Consider the following 18,034-nt stretch of genomic DNA (forward strand, 5'->3'; position numbering starts at 1 on the left):
GGGGGGCCTCGTGATACCCTCCGCAATCCTCGAATCCGCCCTCTACGTCACCGATCTGACCGCGGCGGAAGCCTTCTATCGCGACATCATCGGCCTCGAGGCGCTCGGCAAGGTCGAAGGCCGCCATGTCTTCTTCCGCTGCGGCAATGGCGTGCTGCTTCTCTTCAACGCCGAGGCGACGAGGATCCCGCCGGCGCCCGACGCTCGCCTGAAAGTGCCGCCGCATGGCACGGCCGGCGAGGGACATCTCTGCTTCGCCGCAAGCGCCGATGAGATCGCCGCATGGCGCAAGCATCTCACGGCCAGGAGCATCGCCATCGAAAGCGATTTCGAGTGGCCGCAGGGCGGGCATTCGATCTATATCCGGGACCCATCGGGCAATTCGATCGAATTCGCCGAGCCAAGGATCTGGGGTTTTTGATGCATTCCCTCAACGGACAGAAAATCGTCATCGCCAGCCACAATGAAGGCAAGCTGCGCGAATTCGCCGACCTGATGGCGCCGTTCGGCTTCGAGGCGAAGTCGGCCAAGGAATACGGCCTGGCCGAACCCGACGAGACCGGCACCACCTTCGAGGAGAACGCCTACATCAAGGCCTACGCGGCCGCCAAGGCGACCGGCCTGCCGGCGCTGTCGGACGATTCAGGCCTTTGCGTCGACGCGCTGGACGGCGCGCCCGGCGTCTACACCGCCAACTGGGCCGAGAAGCCAGATGGCAGCCGGGATTTCGGCATTGCCATGCAAAAGACCGAAACGGCGCTCGAGGAGGCCGGCGCGACCGACCCTTCCCAGCGCACCGGCCGCTTCGTCGCCGTCATCTGCCTGGCCTTTCCCGACGGCGAGGCCGAATATTATCGCGGCGAGGCCGAAGGCAGGCTGGTGTGGCCGCCGCGCGGCACGCTCGGCTTCGGCTACGATCCGGTGTTCCTGCCCAATGGTTTCGACAAGACTTTTGGCGAGATGAGCGCGGAAGAAAAGCATGGCTGGAAGCCCGGCCAGGCGACGGCGCTTTCGCACCGCGCCCGCGCCTTCCAGAAATTCGCGCAGGCACGCCTGGATCTGGCACGCCTGGATTTGGCGCGATCAGGACCCGCATGAGCGCAGTGACGATACCGCTCGACCGGAGCCCCGGCTTCGGCGTCTATATCCACTGGCCGTTCTGCGCGGCCAAGTGCCCTTATTGCGACTTCAACAGCCATGTCCGCCACCAGCCGGTCGACCAGGAGCGTTTTGCCCGCGCCTTCGAAACCGAGCTCGCGACCATGCGCGACCGCACTGGCCCGCGCGAGGTGACCAGCATCTTCCTCGGCGGCGGCACACCGTCGCTGATGAAGCCGGAAACGGTCGGCGCGGTGCTGGAGGCTGTGGCGAAGAACTGGACCGTGCCGGCAGGCATCGAGGTGACGCTGGAGGCCAATCCGTCCTCGGTCGAGGCCGAGCGCTTTCGCGGCTATCGTGCCGCCGGCGTCAACCGCGTCTCGCTCGGCGTGCAGGCGCTGAACGACAAGGATTTGCGCTTCCTCGGCCGGCTGCACAATGTCGAGGAGGCGCTGCATGCCATCGGCCTCGCCCGAGAGATTTTTCCGCGGCTTTCCTTCGACCTGATCTATGCGCGACCCGGCCAGACGCCGGAGGCGTGGGGGGCGGAGCTGGAGCAGGCGATCGGCTATACCGTCGACCACCTGTCGCTCTACCAGCTCACCATCGAGGAGGGCACGCCCTTCCATGCGCTTTACGCGGCGCGCAAATTCACGCTGCCCGACAACGACCACGCCGCCGACCTCTATGCGCTGACGCAGGAAGTGACGGCGGCGCACGGCCTGCCGGCCTATGAGATTTCCAACCACGCCCGGCCGGGCGCGGAAAGCCGGCACAATCTCACCTATTGGCGCTATGGCGAGTATGTCGGCGTCGGACCGGGGGCGCATGGCCGTTTCGTCGAGAACGGCCGCCGCACGGTGACGATAGCGGAAAGGATGCCGGAGACCTGGGCCAATCTGGTCGAGGCCAAAGGGCACGGCGTCACCGGCGGCGAAATCCTGACCCGCGCCGAGGAAGCCGATGAGTTCCTGCTGATGGGGTTAAGGCTTGCCGAAGGCATCGACCTGCAGCGCTACGAGACGTTTGCCGGGCGCAGCCTTTCGACCGCAAGGCTTTCGGTGCTGCAGGAGGAAGGTCTGGTGGCGCCGGTCGGCAATGCGAGGCTGCGTGCCACGAGCGCCGGCATGATCGTGCTGGATGCGGTGGTTGCCGATTTGGCCAGGTAGCTGCTTGAAGAAAATCCTCTTCGTCTGCAGCCAAAACCGCCTGCGCAGCCCCACCGCCGAGCAGGTGTTTTCCAGGCGCCCCGACATCGAGGTCGAATCGGCCGGCACCAATCATGATGCCGACAACCCGCTGACGCATGAGCTTGTCGCCTGGGCCGACGTCATCTTCGTCATGGAAAAGGCGCATCGCGCCAAGCTGCAGAAGAACTTCCGGGCGAGCCTGAAGGGCGCCAGGGTGATCTGCCTGGATATTCCAGACGACTACGAATTCATGGACCCGGAACTGGTGCGGCTGCTTGAAGTGAGGGTCCCAAGATATCTGAATGCCGCGTCCGCGAGATCATCAACACGATCCTGACTTCTCCCATCGCATCCGGGGCATGGTTGTCGATAGCGTTAGAAAGTGGCGTTGTCGGTTCAACATTTGATACGGGACACCGATATTGAGCTAACTCTTTCGTCCGCTCCTGTGACCGAAAAGTAACATCTTTGCGGTCACATCGGAGATATTCTCAAGACTGCCGATTACCGGATCAGAGCGCCTGTCGTTTAGGGAACTTCCATGCGAGCTTCCAATTTTGCCATCCTGGCGTCGCTTGTTTTCGCAACTCCGGCGTTCGCTGCCGATCTTGCCGCCCAAACGGCCGAGCCTGCATCCTACAGCTGGACCGGCTTTTACGTCGGTGCCAATGTCGGGGGAGCGTGGAATGACAGCAAGTGGACCGATTTTGGGGGCCCGGAGTTCAACACGAACGGCAGCGGTGTCGTTTATGGCGGCCAAATCGGATACAACTACCAAATCCAACAATTCGTGCTGGGCGTAGAAGCTGATTTCGACGGATCATCCGTCAAAGGTGATAATCAGTGCTCGACGACAGCTGGAAGTGTTTGCAGAACGAAGCAGGACTGGCTTGCCTCGGTTCGCGGGCGCGCTGGCTATGCCTTCGATCGGTTGCTGATATATGGGACTGGCGGCGTCGCCTTCACGAAATATAAGTTTGATCAGACCGTCTTACTTGATCAGTCATGGAATGGCGGCTCACGTACCGGCTGGACAGCTGGCCTTGGTGCTGAGTATGCCTTTTCGGACCACATCACGGCAGGCGTGGAGTGGAAGTATTACGATTTCGGGAAGAAGACTGGCGACGGGGGCATTTCGCCACCCTCGATCAGGTTCAATGAGACCGAAAACAGCGTTATTGCCAAGGTGAACTATAAATTCTGAGCGGCTACGCGAAGGTGGGTTAGCAGGCGCGGCGTGGCCAGCGGGCTGGCATCATTCCCTGTCGGCGCACGTCCGGTGCAACCGTTTCGAACGGCGACCGGCGTCACATGGTTCTGCGCTTTCGCGGTGACTCTGGCGGCACGATACCTCTAATGCATGTCGCGCAAAAGTGACCTCGGTTTTGCGGCAACGATATGCATTAATCAACGACCTATCTCTTTGTTTTTACGCAGTTCCGGACGGAAAACCGCTCACACTTTTCCTGGAATTTCTCTAAGCGTCGTGCTTCTGGCGGTGCTTGCCGCGGGTCTTCTCGCCATGCGCCTCGCCGTTGCGAGCCTGCTTCTGGTCGGCCTTGTCGCGGCGCGCGCCGGGCTGGGCGGCGATCGAATGTGGGGCCATGCCCTCGCGGGCGGTTTTGCTTTCAAGTCGGCTGATAAAAATGTCGAAGCGATTGGGCATCGTTCGGTCCTGCCTCCTCCCGGGGAATCAGGGGTTAAATTCGCCGATGTGGGTTTCGTTCCGCACTGTGGCAAAGGCATGGCGATTTCCTTTATGCCGACCTCACGTTTTGCAACGGGGCGTCAGCCATGCGAAACAGATTTGGTTCTTTCGCAATTCCGGACGGAAGGCTACGGCGAAGTCGCCGAGCCTAACCGCTCACACTTTTCCTGGAATTGCTCGAATGAGGGGCATTCGGTGACCGGCGACAAACGCAGCTATCTGATCGGACAGACCGAGATCGCGGCGCGGGCGCTTCAGCCGGCGCTCTATCTGGTGGCGACGCCGATCGGCAATCTGGCCGACATCACGCTGCGCGCGCTGGAGACGCTTGCCGCCGCCGACATCGTCGCCTGCGAAGACACGCGCGTCTCGCGCGTGCTGCTCGAACGCTACGGCATCCGGCGGCGCACCACCGCCTATCACGAGCACAATGCGAGCGAGGCCGGACCGAAGCTGATCGAGGCGCTGGCGGCCGGACAGAGCGTGGCGCTGATCTCCGACGCCGGCACGCCGCTGGTCTCCGATCCGGGCTACCGGCTGGTCGGCGAGGCGCTGGAGCGTGGCATTCGCGTCGTGCCGATCCCGGGGCCTTCGGCCGCGCTCGCGGCGCTGACCGCTTCCGGCCTGCCCTCCGACGCCTTCCTGTTCGCCGGCTTCCTGCCCGTGAAGACCGGGCAGCGGCTGACCAAGCTGGAAACGTTCAAGCAGGTGCCGGCAACACTGATCTTCTTCGAGTCGCCCAGACGGCTGGCCGAGACGCTCACCGCCATGGTCGAGGCGCTGGGTGGCGAACGGCAAGCCGCGATCGGCCGCGAGCTGACCAAGGCCTTCGAGGAGGTGCGCACCGGAACGCTGGCCGAGTTGGCGGACCATTATGCGGCCGCCGACACGCCCAAGGGCGAGATCGTCATCTGCGTCGGTCCGGCGGAGGCCGTGGCAGACCAGCCGGCCGACATCGACCGGCTGTTGTTGTCGCTCGCCGCCGAAATGCCGGCCTCCAAGGCGGCGGCGGAAGCGGCGAAGATGACCGGCGGGCAGAAGCAGGCGCTTTACCGGCGGCTCCTGGAGCTTAGGGACAGACCATGATCCCAAAAAGTGGAAACCGGTTTTTGGAAAAGATCAGGGTCAAACAAAAAGATGGCTGAGCGCACGGCCGGCCACCGGCGAAAAGCCTATCGGCGCGGCCATCGCGGCGAATGGCTGGCGGCGCTGGCGCTGATGCTGAAAGGCTATCGCATCCTTGCCCGCCGCCACCGCACTAGGCTCGGTGAGATCGACCTGATCGCCAGGCGCGGCGACCTCGTGCTGTTCGTCGAGGTCAAGACGCGCCGCACGCTGATCGAGGCGATGGAGGCAATCGGCCGTGAATCGGAGCGCCGCATCGAGGGCGCCGCGGATTTGTGGCTGTCGCGCCAGCCGGATTACGGCAGGCTTTCGATGCGTTTCGACATGGTGGCGGTGCTGCCCTGGCGCTGGCCGGTGCATGTCGAGAACGCGTTTTATGGACGGAATTGAGGGTTACTTTGGGCGTCGGCGGGACAGCACCCCCCTCTGTCCTGCCGGACATCTCCCCCGCAAGGGGGGAGATTGGCAGTTAGGCGCCGCGCCCTTCTTCGACGTCGATAATTGGCGAAAGCCGCGATGGCGTCTGATCTCCCCCCTTGCGGGGGAGATGGCCGGCAGGCCAGAGGGGGGTTGGCGGGAACTCGACAAAGCGGTGTGGGCGAAGCCCGCCTCACCCCCAGACCATCAACGCCACCAGCCCGACGCCACCCACCACAAGCCGCCACCAGCCGAACAGCGCGTAGCCGTTGCGCGAGACGTAATCGAGCAGGAAGCGCACCACGATGAGCGCGGTGACGAAGGCCGCGATGAAGCCGACGGAAATGATCGGCAGGTCGGCCGAGGTCAGCACGTTGCGGTTCTTGAACAGGTCGAAGGCGAAGGCGCCGACCATGGTGGGCATGGCGAGGAAGAAGGAGAACTCGGCTGCCGCGCGCTTGTCGACGCCCATCAGCAGCGCGCCGACGATGGTCGAGCCGGAGCGCGAGGTGCCGGGGATCAGCGACAGGCACTGGAACAGGCCGATCTTGAGATAGACGCTCAACGGGAAGCGCTCGACGTCGTGATGCACCGGCTTGAAATTGATGCGGTCGACGACAAGCAGCACGACGCCGCCGATGATCAGCATGATGCAGATCAGCCTGGGCGATTCGAACAGGATGGTCTTGATGAAATCATGTGCCAGCGCGCCGATGACCGCCGCCGGCAGGAAGGCAATCAGGATGCCGATGACGAAATGCCGGGTCTGCGGATCGCTGGGCAGCTTGATCAGCATCTGCCAGAGCTTGCTGAAATAAACGCTGAGGATGGCCAGGATCGCGCCGAGCTGGATCAGGATCTCGAAGGCCTTGCCGGTGGAATGAAAGCCGAGGAAATGGCCGGCAAGCAGGATGTGGCCGGTCGAGGACACCGGGATGAACTCGGTCAGGCCCTCCAAAAGCCCAAGCAGCAGCGCTTCGACGATGGTCTGGCTTTCCATGGCAACCTCAGGATTTCGGGGATAGATGGGGACAACGGCTTGCTTGTCACGGCGCGGAAGTCCCCCTATAGGTCGCAACACCGTGACGGCCGCATGACGGGCCGCCAAGACTTACCGGCGCGGGTAACGATTCGCCAGTGCGCCCTATCATCGCGGAACCATGCTGACGCTTTTCCATCATCCCATGTTCGCCACCTGCCGGTTCGTCCGCCTCGCCTTCGGCGAGTATGGCGAGGAGTTGGCGCTGATCGAGGAAAAGCCGTGGACGCGGCGCAAGGAGTTCCTGGCGCTGAACCCGGCCGGCACGCTGCCGATCCTGCTGGCCGAAGGCGACGTGCCGATCGTCGGCGCCATGGTTATCGCCGAATATCTCGACGAGACGCGCGGGGTGCTGAAGCGCGACAAGCGGCTGTTCGCCGAGGACCCGATGCAGCGCGCCGAGATTCGTCGGCTGACCGACTGGTATCTCAGCAAGGCCGAAAGCGAAGTGACGCGGCATCTGGTGCGCGAGCGGGTGCTGAAGCCGGTGATGCCGGAAACCGCCGGCGGCGGCTCGCCGGATTCGGCGGCGATCCGCGCCGCGCGCGCCAACATCCGCCAGCACATGAAATACACCAACTGGCTGGCCGGCACCCGCCATTGGCTGGCCGGCAGCAAGGTGACCTATGCCGACCTCGCGGCGGCGGCGACGCTGTCGGTGCTCGATTATCTGGGCGAGATCGACTGGCGCGAACATGCGGCCGCGCGCGAATGGTACACGCGGGTGAAATCGCGGCCGTCATTCCGGCCGCTGCTCTCCGACCGGGTGCGCGGCTTGTCGCCGGTATCGCATTATGCGGACCTCGATTTCTGAAACCTTACGCGCGCTGATCGAGGCGGAGGCGCGCCGCGCCGGCTTCGAGGCCGTCGCCGTGACCCGGCCGGATGCGATCCCGCTGGCGCCGGCAAGGCTCGCCGAATTCGTATCCGACGGTTTCCACGGCTCGATGGACTGGATCGCCGAGACGCTTCAGCGGCGCGCCGAGCCCTCGACGCTGTGGCCGGAAGTCCGCTCGATCATCGTGCTCGCCATGAATTACGGCCCGGACCGCGACCCGCGCGATATCCTCGCCAAGCCCGACCGCGGGGCGATCTCGGTCTATGCGCAAAACCGCGACTATCACGATGTGATGAAGGGCCGGCTGAAGGAGATCGCCGGCAAGATCGTGGCCAAGGCAGGCGGCGACGTGAGGGTGTTCGTCGATACCGCGCCGGTGATGGAGAAGCCGCTGGCGGAAGCGGCCGGGCTCGGCTGGCAGGGCAAGCACACCAACCTGGTCAGCCGCGCGCATGGCTCGTGGCTGTTCCTCGGCACGATCTTCACCACGGCCGAGCTGGAGCCGGACCAGGCCGAGATCGACCATTGCGGCTCCTGCCGCGCCTGCCTGGACGCCTGCCCAACGGACGCTTTCCCGGCGCCCTACCGGCTCGACGCGCGGCGCTGCATTTCCTACCTGACCATCGAGAACAAGGGGCCGATCCCACGCGAGTTCCGCGAGGCGATCGGCAACCGCATCTATGGCTGCGACGATTGCCTGGCCGCCTGTCCATGGAACAAATTCGCTCGGGTGGCTTCGGAGGTGAAGCTTGCCGCGCGCGCCGATCTGCGTGAGCCGAAGCTTTCGCAGCTGCTCGCGCTCGACGATCCGGCGTTTCGCGCTTTCTTCTCGGGCTCGCCGGTCAAGCGCATCGGCCGGGACCGTTTCATCCGCAACGTGCTGATCGCCGCCGGCAATTCCGGCGATGCGTCGCTGGCCGCCATTGTGCGCGGTCTGCTCGACGACGCCGCGCCGCTGGTGCGGGGTGCGGCAATCTGGGCCCTGTCGCGGCTGCTCTCCGAGCGCGAATTTGGCGAGCTTGCCGCCAAAGCCTCGAAGACCGAGGCGGATGCGATGGTCCGCGAGGAATGGCTGGCGGCACCGGCACATCCGGCAAAGGCCGATTGAAGGAGGTTCATCGATGAGCGAAAGACGCTTCTTCATCTTCGGCGCCGGCTATTCGGCCAGGGCTTTCGCGCGGGCCAACGCGCACCACGAGCCGATCTCCGGCACGACCCGGGCGCCGGAAAAGTTCGAGGCGCTGCGATCGGCCGGCATCGAACCGCTGCAATTCGACGGCGCGCTGCCGCCCGAGCTCGGCGATGCGCTCGCCAAGACCACGCATCTCATCGTGTCGGTCGCTCCCGACGAGGCCGGCGACCCGGTGCTCAACGCCGCCGGCGATGCGCTGCGGAATAAGATGCCGGCGCTTGAGTGGATCGGCTATCTCTCGACCGTCGGCGTCTATGGCGACCATGGCGGCGCCTGGGTGGACGAGACCAGCGACTGCCGGCCGGTGTCGAAGCGCTCGGTGATGCGGGTGGCGGCCGAACAGGAATGGCTGACGCTTGGCCGCGAGATCGGCAAGCCGGTGGCGATCCTGCGGCTTTCCGGGATCTACGGGCCGGGCCGCAACGCGCTGGCCAATCTCGAGGACGGCACGGCGCGGCGGCTGGTCAAGCCGGACCAGGTGTTCAACCGCATCCATTGCGACGACATCGCAGGCGCGCTTTGGCTTCTGGCTGAAAACAATCTCGGCGGGATTTTCAACGTCACCGACGACGAGCCGGCGCCGCCGCAGGACGTCGTTACCTATGCCGCCGGGCTGATGGGCCTCACACCGCCGCCCGAAATTCCTTTCGAGACCGCCCAACTTTCGCCCATGGCGCGGTCTTTCTATGGCGAGAACAAGCGCGTCGCGAATCAGGCGATCAAGGCCGCTGGCTATCGCTTCCGGTTCCCGAACTACCGGGTGGCGCTGGAGCGGATGTGGGCCGAGGGCAACTGGCGGGACGGCGCGCCGCGCAGCCCGATGAGAGGATGATGCCGAAAAATGTGAAGCGGTTTTCGGCATCACCCTTCCTTGATTGAAGCCGCATGATCGATGCGGGACGCGCGGCGTGGTATGATTCGTTCCCGATCAGGTTCGCCTGACCGCGCGGCAAAACGGATAGACTGGAGAGGGGCCCCAGCCTGATGAATTTGCGATCTCTGCCTGACCGCAAACCGTTCCTGACCGCAGCCCTGGCGCTGGTGACGCTGGCCGCGCTGGCGGCTGTCGCCATCTCGGCCGGACCCCGAGCGAAGGACCTGTTCGGTGCGCGAAAACTGCCGGCCGTGGCGCCCGCGCAATCCTTCGGCTTCTACTCCAAGGGCTGCTTCACCGGCGGCGTGGCGCTGCCGATGGAGGGTCCGGGCTGGGAAGTGATGCGCCCGTCGCGCAATCGGCGCTGGGGCCATCCGGCCATGATCGCGCTGATCGAAAAACTGGCGCGCGACGCCCAGGCCGATGGCTGGCCGGGCCTTCTGGTCGGCGACGTCTCGCAACCGCGTGGCGGCCCGATGATGACCGGCCACGCCTCGCACCAGATCGGTCTCGACGCCGACATCTGGCTGACGCCGATGCCGAAGCGGCCGCTGAGCATGGCGCAGCGCGAATCGATGAGCGCGACGCTGATGGTCGACGAGAAGACGCATCTGGTGAAGGACGCGCTGTGGACGCCGGCCCACACCAGGCTGCTCAAGCGCGCGGCAAGCTATCCGGAGGTCGAGCGCATCCTGGTCAATCCCGGCATCAAGAAGAAGCTCTGCGACACCGTTACCGGCGACCGCTCCTGGCTGCGCAAGGTCCGGCCATTCTGGGGCCACGACTATCATTTCCATATGCGCATCGGCTGCCAGCCGGGCTCGCCCTTCTGCAAGGCGCAGGAGACGACGCCGGACGACGATGGCTGCGGCAAGCCGCTGGCCTGGTGGTTCACCGAGGAGCCCTGGCGGCCGAACAAGAACCCCGACGCGCCCAAGGCGCGCGACCTGATGACGATGGCCAATCTGCCGAAGCAATGCCAGGACGTGCTCGGCGCGCCGGACGCGCCCTCGCTGGAGGCGGTGACCTATCACGGCGGCGCCGCCGCCGCGGTGGCCGTGGCCGAGCCGCAGCCGAGCGAGCCGGCGGAAACGATCTCCAGCGGCAACGCCGCGATGCCGTCGGCGGCGAGCGCCTTCGCGCCGACGCCAAAGATCGGCATCCCGCTGCCGCGCCCACGGCCCGGGAACTGACGCGCAAGCGGGCTTCCCCTTTCCGGGGCCATGCGCTAGTCAATCGATTGAAACGGCGCAGTGGCGCCGCAACGAGGACGATCAAGAGCATGTCAGGCGAGAACGAGACGGGGCTGCGGTTCCCGGTCCTGATCGGCGATATTGGCGGCACCAATGCGCGCTTCTCGATCGTGCTCGACGCCAATTCGGAAGCGACCGAGCCGCAGATCGTCCAGACCGCCAATTTCACGACCATCGACGAGGCGATCCAGGCGGCGGTGCTCGACCGCTCGTCCATCCAGCCGAATTCGGCGGTGCTGGCGATCGCCGGGCCGGTCGACGGCGACGAGATCCCGCTCACCAACTGCCCCTGGGTGGTGAAGCCCCGGCAGATGTTCGCCAATCTGGGCCTGAGCGAGGTCGTCGTGCTCAACGATTTCGAGGCGCAGGCGCTGGCCGTGGTGGCGCTCGGCGAGGAGCATATGGAAAAGATCGGCGGCGGCACGCCGGAGCCCAATGCGAGCCGGGTCGTGCTCGGCCCCGGAACGGGTCTTGGTGTCGCCGGGCTGATCTATGCGCTCAACCACTGGATCCCGGTGCCGGGCGAGGGCGGGCATATGGACATCGGCCCGCGCACGCCGCGCGACTTCGAGGTGTTCCCGCATATCGACAAGCTCGAAGGCCGCATCTCGGGCGAGCAGATCCTGTGCGGACGCGGGCTGGTCAACGTCTATCGGGCCGTGGCCAGGACCGACGGCAAGCCGACGCCTTTGACGACGCCGGCCGAGGTCACTGCGGCCGCACTTTCGAAATCCGATCCGGTGGCTGAAGAAGCGCTGACGCTCTTCGTCACCTGCCTCGGCCGCACCGCGGGCGACCTGGCGCTGGTGTTCATGGGCCGCGGCGGCGTGTTCCTGACGGGCGGCATCGCGCAAAAGATCGTGCCGGCGCTGAAAGCGGGCAATTTCCGCGCCGCCTTCGAGGACAAGGCGCCGCACAGCGCGCTGATGCGCGAAATGCCGGTCTATGTCATCACCCATCCGCTGGCGGCGCTGCTCGGGCTTGCCGCCTATGCCAGGACGCCGTCGCTGTTCGGCGTGAACACGGCGGGACGCCACTGGCGGGCGTGATCGCGCCGGCTTTGGGGGTAGCGATCGGCCGCCGCGACGAAGTTTCGCCATAGGCAAGCCGTAGCCGGGGCTATCCCTTTGTTTTGACGCAATTCCGGACGGAAAACCGCTCACACTTTTCCTGGAATTGCTCTAAGAGGATGCCGAAATGCGGCCCATCCTGCACGCGGAAAACCACGAAGCGCCCCCGATTTGACTGTTCAAAGTTCCCTCAAACTGAAAGTCCAGCCTACCGAGGTCAGTGCGGTGCTGCGCCGCATCCTGGCCGAAAACGGCAAGGAATATCGCTGGACCTATGTCGTCGCCGTCGTATGCCTGCTGATCGTTTCCGGCACCACCGCCTTCACGGCGTGGATCATGGCCCCGATGATCAACCAGATCTTCTACGAACGGCGCAGCGACATGATCGTCTGGATCTGCGCCGGTTTCATGGGCGCCTCCGTGCTGCGCGGCTTCGCCGGCTATGGCCAGGCGGTGGCGCTGGCCAGGATAGGCAACAACCTGGTCGCCCGCTACCAGAAGCGCAGCTTCGACCATCTGATGAAGCTCGGCGTCAACTTCTTCAACGAGACCCGTTCCGGCCGGCTGGCGGCACAGGTGAACGAGAATGTCGGCGGCATCCGTGACCTCTTGTCGCTGACGCTGACCTCCATCAGCCGCGACGCGGTCTCGCTCGTCGCCCTCGTCGGGGTGATGATCTACCAGGATCCGGTGTTGTCGCTCAGCTCGCTGCTGATCGGGCCGCCGCTGATCTGGGCCGTCATCTACATCACCCGCCGCCTGCGCAAGATCAACCGCGAATCCGTGCTGATCAACTCGCGGCTGAACGGGTCGGTGCAGGAGGCCACGCAAGGCATCGCCATCGTCAAGGCCTTCACCCTGGAGGACGAGCTGGCGCGCCGCATCGGCATCATGGCCGACACGGCCGAGCAGCGTAACAACAAGATCGCCCGCGTCGCGGAGCGGCTGTCGCCGATTTCCGAAATCCTCGGCGGCCTCGCCGTTACCGCCGTGCTCGCCTATTCCGGCTATCGGGCGCTGGTGCTTGGGCAGCCGCCGGGCGCGGTGTTTTCCTTCATCACGGCGCTGATCCTGGCCTATGACCCGGCAAGACGCCTGGCGCGCACGCAGGTCGGCATGGAACGCGCCCTGGTCAACGCGCGCATGATCTACGAGTTGCTCGACCTCGAGCCGAAGCAGGGCGACGCCCCCGACGCCGTCGAGGCGAAGATCACCACCGGCGAGGTGCGCTTCAACAATGTGACCTTCGGCTACAACGCCGACACGCCGGTGCTGCGGGACCTGAGCTTTACCGCCGCCGCCGGCAAGGTGACGGCGGTGGTCGGCGCCTCGGGCGCCGGCAAGTCGACGATGGTGGCGCTGCTGCAGCGCTTCTACGACGTCGACAGGGGCTCGATCGAGGTCGATGGCCAGGATATTGCTAAGGTGACCAAGCATTCGCTGCGCCAATCGATCGCCTATGTGGCGCAGGCGCCTTATCTCTTCGAAGGCACGATCCGCGACAATATCCGCTACGGCCGGCTGTCGGCCACCGACGCCGAGATCGAGCAGGCGGCGAAACAGGCGGCGGCCGACGAGTTCATCCGCCAGCAGCCGCAAGGCTACGACACGCCGGTCGGCGAAGGCGGCTCGACCCTTTCCGGCGGCCAGCGCCAGCGCGTTTCAATCGCGCGCGCCATCGTGCGCCAGGCGCCGATCCTGTTGCTCGACGAGGCGACCTCGGCGCTCGACAACGAGGCAGAGGCGCGCGTCCAGGAAGCGCTGACCCATGTGATGGAAGGGCGCACGACCATCGTGATCGCGCACCGGCTTTCGACGGTGGTCAATGCCGACCACATCATCGTGCTGGAAGAGGGCCGGCTGGTCGAGGAAGGCACGCATGCAATGCTGATGGCCGACCCGCACAGCATCTATGCCCGTTTCCACCGGATCCAGGGCAAGAAAGGCTTGGGGCTTGTCGACGACGTCAAGGCAAGCCAAACTTCGGCCCAAACTCCGGCGCCGCGCAGCCGCGCCAAGAAGACCGTCAGGAGAAGCGCATGAGTGAAGCCGGCGATATGGGCCTGGTGGTGGTGGGCGCCGCCGGCCGCATGGGCCAGACGCTGATCCGCGCCATCCACACCATGCCCGGCGCGCGCGTCGCCGCCGCGATCGAGCGGCCGGACTCGGCCCATCTCGGCAAGGATGCCGGCGAGCTTGCCGGCATCGGCATCATCAACGTGCCGATCGTCGACGATCCGCTGCCGGCCTTCGCCAAGGCCAACGGCGTGCTCGATTTCACGGCTCCAAGCGCGAGCGTCGAATTCGCCGGCTATGCGGCGCAGGCGCGCATCGTCCATGTCATCGGCACCACCGGCTGCTCGGCCGACGACAATGCCAGGATCGGCGCCGCCGCGCGCCATGCCACGATCGTCAAATCCGGCAATATGAGCCTCGGCGTCAACCTGCTTGCCGTGCTCGTCGAGCAGGCCGCCAAGGCGCTCGACCCGGAGGATTTCGACATCGAGATCCTTGAGATGCATCACCGGCACAAGGTCGATGCGCCGTCCGGCACGGCGCTGCTGCTCGGCGAAGCGGCGGCGAAGGGACGTGGGATCGATCTTGCGGACAACAGCGTGCGGGTGCGCGACGGCCACACCGGCGTGCGCAAGACCGGCTCCATCGGCTTCGCGGCGCTGCGCGGCGGCTCGGTGGTCGGCGACCACAGCGTGATCCTTGCCGGCACCGGCGAGCGCATCACGCTTTCCCATCATGCCGAGGACCGGGCGATTTTCGCGCGCGGCGCGGTGAAGGCAGCGCTTTGGGCTCGCGCGAAGAAGCCGGGCCTCTATTCCATGCGGGATGTGCTCGGACTTTCCTGACACAAGCCTGAAGTATTTCCTTCTTAGGCAGTTCCGGACGAAACCGTTGGAATTGCCCAACCCCTAGAGGAGCTGACATGTCGGGAACTCTCGTGCTCGTGCGCCACGGCCAGAGCGAATGGAACCTGAAGAACCTGTTCACCGGCTGGCGCGACGTCGACCTGACCGAACAGGGCACGGCGGAAGCGCTCGCGGCCGGCGAAAAGCTTAAGGCGCGCGGCCTGAAATTCGACATCGCCTACACCTCGGCGCTGAAGCGGGCGCAGGTGACCTGCCAGCACATCCTCGACGTGGTCGGCCAGAGCGGCCTTAAGACGATCCGCGACCAGGCGCTCAACGAGCGCGACTATGGCGACCTCTCCGGCCTCAACAAGGACGACGCGCGCAAGAAATGGGGCGAGGAGCAGGTGCATATCTGGCGCCGCTCCTACGACATCGCGCCGCCCGGCGGCGAAAGCCTGAAAGACACCGGCGCGCGCGTGTGGCCCTATTACCTGCATGACGTGCAGCCGCATGTGCTGCGCGGCGAGACGGTGCTGGTCGCCGCGCACGGCAATTCGCTGCGCGCGCTGATCATGGCGCTGGACGGCAAGAGCGGCGAGGAGATCGTCAAGCTCGAGCTCGGCACCGGCGTGCCGGTCATCTACAAGCTTAATGCCGATTCCACCGTGGCGTCGAAGGACGTGCTCGAGGGGTGAGGCAAAGCTTCCTTCTCCCCGTCACTATACGGGGAGAAGGTGCCGGCAGGCGGATGAGGGGCAGCGCCAGCTTCCGCGACTAACTCGTCCGGGCTCAAAGCCAGAACCGGAGCCCCGGCTATCCAGCATCGGCGCCGACGAAAAAAGCGCGTTGACACATATCGTTTGCCCGCTTACATGAGCCCGCACCAGCCCAGATGGCGGAATTGGTAGACGCGCACGGTTCAGGTCCGTGTTCCGCAAGGAGTGGAGGTTCGAGTCCTCTTCTGGGCACCATCCTTCGCTCTTCGAGCTTCGGATGGCAGGCCATCCCGAAGTTCCAAGAGCGAAGGGGTCGCCATTCATCCCGACTGCCAACGGGATAGCGCTTCCCAGATTTACGACGTTCGCGATTAGCCGTAGCCCCCCGCGACGTCGTCATACTCGGGCTTGACCCGAGTATCCATGCCGTGACCTCTGCCGCAGAGTGCAACGGTGCAGAATTCTGAAACGCAGCAACGCCTTGGCGCAACGGCATGGATTCCAGGGTCTGCGCGCCGCTTCGCGTCGCTTCGCCCTAGAATGACGAAGTACGAAGGCGGTTCACCACCTCCCCTTCCGGCCAGTCCCCCAACAAACCGCTTCAAACCCGCCGCCCCGGACGCTACGGTCCGCCCATGGCCCCTTCCGTCAGCCCGACCATTGCCGCGCGCCGCGACCAGATGTTTCCCATCCTGACCGACGCGGATATCGAGCGCATGCGCCGCTTCGGCGAGGCGCGCGCCTATGCCGCCGGCGATCATATCGTCACGGCTGGTGCGGTTTCGCCAGGCGTGATCCTCATCCTGTCGGGCAAGGTCGACATCACCCAGGCCGGAGGGATCGGGCCGCGCGAGCCGATCATCAGCTATGGCGCGGGCAATTTCGTCGGCGAGCTGGCGCAGTTGTCGAACCGGCCGTCACTGGTCAATGCCGAGGCGGCCTCGCCGGTCGAGGCGATCGTCATCCCCTCGCAGCGGCTGCGCGACCTGATGGTGCAGGAGGCGAACCTCGGCGAGCGCATCATGCGGGCGCTGATCCTGCGCCGCGTCGGCCTGCTCGAAAGCGGCGCCAGCGGGCCGGTCGTCATCGGCCCGCCCGGCAATGGCGACGTGCTGCGACTGCAAGGGTTTCTGCGGCGCAGCGGGCTGCCGCACCGGGCGCTCGATTCCGACACCGACCCTTGCGCGAAAACGCTGATCGAGCGGTTCCATGTCGATCCGCACCATCTGCCGATCGTGCTCTGCCCGAACGGCAAGCTGATGCACAATCCGGGCGAGACCGAGCTTGCCCGCTGCGTCGGGCTGCTGCGGCCGATCGATGCCGATAAGGTCTATGACGTGGCGATCGTCGGCGCCGGACCGGCGGGGCTGGCTGCGGCGGTCTATGCCGCCTCGGAAGGGCTGTCGACCATCGTGCTCGATTGCCGCGCCTTCGGCGGCCAGGCGGGCGCCTCGGCTCGCATCGAAAACTATCTCGGCTTCCCGACCGGCATCACCGGCATGGCGCTGATGGCGCGCGCCTATAACCAGGCGCAGAAATTCGGCGTCGAAATGGTCATCCCCGACGAGGCAAAGCTGCTCGACGACGCCGGCGACGGCGCCCCCTACCAGCTTGCCATCGGCGACGGCGAAACGGTGCGCTCCCGCGCGGTGGTGATCGCCAGCGGCGCGCGCTACCGCCGCCTCGACATCGCCAACCTGGCGCAGTTCGAGGGAACCTCGGTGCATTACTGGGCCTCGCCGATCGAGGCCAGGCTTTGCCAAAGCCAGGAGGTGGCGCTGGTCGGCGCCGGCAATTCGGCCGGACAGGCGGCCGTCTATCTGGCGAGCCAGGTGCGCAAGGTGACGCTCTTGGCGCGCCGCGACAGCCTCGACGCCACCATGTCGCGCTATCTGGTCGAGCGCATCGCGGCGCAGCCCAACATCGAGGTTCTGACCGAGACCGAGGTCGCGGCGCTGGAGGGCAGCGAAGGCAATCTGGAAGCGTTGCGCTGGCGCAACCGGGCGACCGGTGAAGAGACGACGCGTCCCATCCATCACCTCTTCCTGTTCATCGGCGCCGATCCGAACACCGACTGGCTGGCGAATTGCAACGTGGCGCTGGACGCCAAGGGTTTCGTGCGCACCGGACCCGACACGACACCGGGGCACGGACTGATGGAGACGAGCCGACGCGGCGTGTTCGCCATTGGCGACGTGCGTTGCGGCTCGACCAAGCGCGTCGCGGCCGCCGTCGGCGAAGGCGCGCAGGTGGTCGCGGCGCTGCATGCCTATCTGGCGCGAAACGGTGAACCGGCGAGGAGAGCGTGATGGACGAATGCAGGCATACCAAGGACATCAAAAAGGTCACGCCGAGCGCGCTCGGCTGCGAGGAATGCCTGAAGAGCGGGTCCTGGTGGGTGCATCTGCGGCTCTGCCGGACCTGCGGCCATGTCGGCTGCTGCGACGACTCGCCCAACCGCCATGCGACAAAGCATTTCCATGCCACGCAGCATCCGATCATCGAAGGCTACGACCCGCCGGAAGGCTGGGCCTGGTGCTTCGTCGACGAGGTGTTCATCGACCTCGAAGGCGATACGACGCCGCAGAACGGCCCGATCCCGAAGTTTGTTTGAGCGTGCAGGGCAAGCCGGCGCGGCCAAGCGTCCGGT

General features: G+C 65.4%; 19 protein-coding genes and 1 tRNA gene. 18 read left to right on the forward strand and 2 right to left on the reverse strand.

Annotation, left to right across the window (positions count from 1 at the left end; all coding sequences use genetic code 11):
• Positions 1 to 10: 10 nt before the first annotated feature.
• The 5 genes from AC0YKC_RS12685 to AC0YKC_RS12705 all read left to right on the forward strand — a co-directional run bounded on the left by AC0YKC_RS12685 (position 11) and on the right by AC0YKC_RS12705 (position 3,492).
• Entirely contained in the window at positions 11 to 421 is a 411-nt protein-coding gene (locus AC0YKC_RS12685; RefSeq protein ID WP_488511266.1) for a VOC family protein, read from the forward strand.
• Entirely contained in the window at positions 421 to 1,098 is a 678-nt protein-coding gene (rdgB, locus tag AC0YKC_RS12690) for an RdgB/HAM1 family non-canonical purine NTP pyrophosphatase (protein WP_488511267.1), read from the forward strand. The genes AC0YKC_RS12685 and rdgB overlap by 1 nt, the downstream gene beginning before the upstream one ends.
• Positions 1,095 to 2,267, forward strand: a complete 1,173-nt coding sequence (gene hemW, locus AC0YKC_RS12695; protein ID WP_488511268.1) for a radical SAM family heme chaperone HemW — start codon at positions 1,095 to 1,097, stop codon at positions 2,265 to 2,267. Before rdgB ends, hemW begins: the two co-directional genes overlap by 4 nt.
• A gap of 4 nt (positions 2,268 to 2,271) precedes the next feature.
• A complete protein-coding gene (locus tag AC0YKC_RS12700; protein ID WP_488511269.1) occupies positions 2,272 to 2,625 on the forward strand; it encodes a low molecular weight protein tyrosine phosphatase family protein in 354 nt (117 codons plus the stop codon).
• 204 nt (positions 2,626 to 2,829) lie between these two features.
• Entirely contained in the window at positions 2,830 to 3,492 is a 663-nt protein-coding gene (locus AC0YKC_RS12705) for an outer membrane protein (protein WP_488511270.1), read from the forward strand.
• Between the two features lie 273 nt (positions 3,493 to 3,765).
• Here AC0YKC_RS12705 and AC0YKC_RS12710 read toward each other — a convergent pair whose 3' ends face one another.
• The gene (locus tag AC0YKC_RS12710; RefSeq protein WP_488511271.1) at positions 3,766 to 3,954 is read right to left on the reverse strand and encodes a hypothetical protein; all 189 of its coding nucleotides are present in this window, start codon (positions 3,952 to 3,954) and stop codon (positions 3,766 to 3,768) included.
• A 237-nt stretch (positions 3,955 to 4,191) separates the two neighbouring features.
• On the opposite strand from AC0YKC_RS12710, the gene rsmI reads away from it, so the two are divergent.
• Positions 4,192 to 5,082 (forward strand): 16S rRNA (cytidine(1402)-2'-O)-methyltransferase, encoded by an 891-nt coding sequence (rsmI, locus tag AC0YKC_RS12715; RefSeq protein ID WP_488511272.1) that lies wholly within the window; start codon positions 4,192 to 4,194, stop codon positions 5,080 to 5,082.
• Between the two features lie 51 nt (positions 5,083 to 5,133).
• Entirely contained in the window at positions 5,134 to 5,511 is a 378-nt protein-coding gene (locus AC0YKC_RS12720) for a YraN family protein (protein WP_488511274.1), read from the forward strand.
• 220 nt (positions 5,512 to 5,731) lie between these two features.
• On the opposite strand, the gene AC0YKC_RS12725 is transcribed toward AC0YKC_RS12720, so the two are convergent.
• Positions 5,732 to 6,538, reverse strand: coding sequence for an undecaprenyl-diphosphate phosphatase (locus AC0YKC_RS12725; RefSeq protein ID WP_488511275.1), 807 nt, complete (start codon positions 6,536 to 6,538; stop codon positions 5,732 to 5,734).
• A 160-nt stretch (positions 6,539 to 6,698) separates the two neighbouring features.
• Between AC0YKC_RS12725 and AC0YKC_RS12730 the strand changes: the two genes are divergently transcribed.
• The 11 genes from AC0YKC_RS12730 (at position 6,699) to AC0YKC_RS12780 (ending at position 17,998) form a co-directional block, all read left to right on the forward strand.
• Complete coding sequence (locus AC0YKC_RS12730) at positions 6,699 to 7,391, forward strand: glutathione S-transferase family protein (protein ID WP_320293796.1); 693 nt, start codon at positions 6,699 to 6,701, stop codon at positions 7,389 to 7,391.
• A complete protein-coding gene (gene queG / locus AC0YKC_RS12735) occupies positions 7,372 to 8,523 on the forward strand; it encodes a tRNA epoxyqueuosine(34) reductase QueG (RefSeq protein WP_488511276.1) in 1,152 nt (383 codons plus the stop codon). Before AC0YKC_RS12730 ends, queG begins: the two co-directional genes overlap by 20 nt.
• A gap of 13 nt (positions 8,524 to 8,536) precedes the next feature.
• Positions 8,537 to 9,439 (forward strand): SDR family oxidoreductase, encoded by a 903-nt coding sequence (locus AC0YKC_RS12740; protein WP_488511277.1) that lies wholly within the window; start codon positions 8,537 to 8,539, stop codon positions 9,437 to 9,439.
• A gap of 152 nt (positions 9,440 to 9,591) precedes the next feature.
• On the forward strand, positions 9,592 to 10,674 hold the full coding sequence (mepA, locus tag AC0YKC_RS12745) for a penicillin-insensitive murein endopeptidase (protein ID WP_488511278.1): 1,083 nt from the start codon (positions 9,592 to 9,594) through the stop codon (positions 10,672 to 10,674).
• 89 nt (positions 10,675 to 10,763) lie between these two features.
• The gene (locus AC0YKC_RS12750) at positions 10,764 to 11,783 is read left to right on the forward strand and encodes a glucokinase (protein WP_488511279.1); all 1,020 of its coding nucleotides are present in this window, start codon (positions 10,764 to 10,766) and stop codon (positions 11,781 to 11,783) included.
• A 192-nt stretch (positions 11,784 to 11,975) separates the two neighbouring features.
• Positions 11,976 to 13,847, forward strand: a complete 1,872-nt coding sequence (locus tag AC0YKC_RS12755; RefSeq protein ID WP_488511280.1) for an ABC transporter ATP-binding protein — start codon at positions 11,976 to 11,978, stop codon at positions 13,845 to 13,847.
• Positions 13,844 to 14,665 carry a 4-hydroxy-tetrahydrodipicolinate reductase gene (dapB, locus tag AC0YKC_RS12760; protein WP_488511281.1) on the forward strand — a complete coding sequence of 274 codons (822 nt, stop codon included), beginning with the start codon at positions 13,844 to 13,846 and terminating at the stop codon, positions 14,663 to 14,665. Before AC0YKC_RS12755 ends, dapB begins: the two co-directional genes overlap by 4 nt.
• 77 nt (positions 14,666 to 14,742) lie before the next feature.
• Complete coding sequence (locus AC0YKC_RS12765) at positions 14,743 to 15,363, forward strand: 2,3-bisphosphoglycerate-dependent phosphoglycerate mutase (RefSeq protein WP_488511282.1); 621 nt, start codon at positions 14,743 to 14,745, stop codon at positions 15,361 to 15,363.
• Positions 15,364 to 15,554: 191 nt separating this feature from the next.
• Positions 15,555 to 15,639: transfer RNA gene (locus AC0YKC_RS12770), tRNA-Leu, on the forward strand.
• Positions 15,640 to 16,019: 380 nt separating this feature from the next.
• A complete protein-coding gene (locus tag AC0YKC_RS12775; RefSeq protein WP_488511283.1) occupies positions 16,020 to 17,693 on the forward strand; it encodes an FAD-dependent oxidoreductase in 1,674 nt (557 codons plus the stop codon).
• Entirely contained in the window at positions 17,693 to 17,998 is a 306-nt protein-coding gene (locus tag AC0YKC_RS12780) for a UBP-type zinc finger domain-containing protein (RefSeq protein ID WP_320293788.1), read from the forward strand. The genes AC0YKC_RS12775 and AC0YKC_RS12780 overlap by 1 nt, the downstream gene beginning before the upstream one ends.
• Positions 17,999 to 18,034 lie beyond the last annotated feature (36 nt).

This window comes from Mesorhizobium sp. CNPSo 4661, from assembly GCF_057784215.1.

Coding starts and splice junctions, on each gene's coding strand:
- rdgB (WP_488511267.1), top strand. CDS start 421: ATGCATTCCCTCAACGGACAGAAAATCGTCATCGCCAGCCACAATGAA.
- hemW (WP_488511268.1), top strand. CDS start 1,095: ATGAGCGCAGTGACGATACCGCTCGACCGGAGCCCCGGCTTCGGCGTC.
- AC0YKC_RS12705 (WP_488511270.1), top strand. CDS start 2,830: ATGCGAGCTTCCAATTTTGCCATCCTGGCGTCGCTTGTTTTCGCAACT.
- AC0YKC_RS12710 (WP_488511271.1), bottom strand. CDS start 3,954: ATGCCCAATCGCTTCGACATTTTTATCAGCCGACTTGAAAGCAAAACC.
- AC0YKC_RS12720 (WP_488511274.1), top strand. CDS start 5,134: ATGGCTGAGCGCACGGCCGGCCACCGGCGAAAAGCCTATCGGCGCGGC.
- AC0YKC_RS12725 (WP_488511275.1), bottom strand. CDS start 6,538: ATGGAAAGCCAGACCATCGTCGAAGCGCTGCTGCTTGGGCTTTTGGAG.
- AC0YKC_RS12730 (WP_320293796.1), top strand. CDS start 6,699: ATGCTGACGCTTTTCCATCATCCCATGTTCGCCACCTGCCGGTTCGTC.
- queG (WP_488511276.1), top strand. CDS start 7,372: ATGCGGACCTCGATTTCTGAAACCTTACGCGCGCTGATCGAGGCGGAG.
- AC0YKC_RS12740 (WP_488511277.1), top strand. CDS start 8,537: ATGAGCGAAAGACGCTTCTTCATCTTCGGCGCCGGCTATTCGGCCAGG.
- mepA (WP_488511278.1), top strand. CDS start 9,592: ATGAATTTGCGATCTCTGCCTGACCGCAAACCGTTCCTGACCGCAGCC.
- AC0YKC_RS12750 (WP_488511279.1), top strand. CDS start 10,764: ATGTCAGGCGAGAACGAGACGGGGCTGCGGTTCCCGGTCCTGATCGGC.
- dapB (WP_488511281.1), top strand. CDS start 13,844: ATGAGTGAAGCCGGCGATATGGGCCTGGTGGTGGTGGGCGCCGCCGGC.
- AC0YKC_RS12765 (WP_488511282.1), top strand. CDS start 14,743: ATGTCGGGAACTCTCGTGCTCGTGCGCCACGGCCAGAGCGAATGGAAC.
- AC0YKC_RS12775 (WP_488511283.1), top strand. CDS start 16,020: ATGGCCCCTTCCGTCAGCCCGACCATTGCCGCGCGCCGCGACCAGATG.
- AC0YKC_RS12780 (WP_320293788.1), top strand. CDS start 17,693: ATGGACGAATGCAGGCATACCAAGGACATCAAAAAGGTCACGCCGAGC.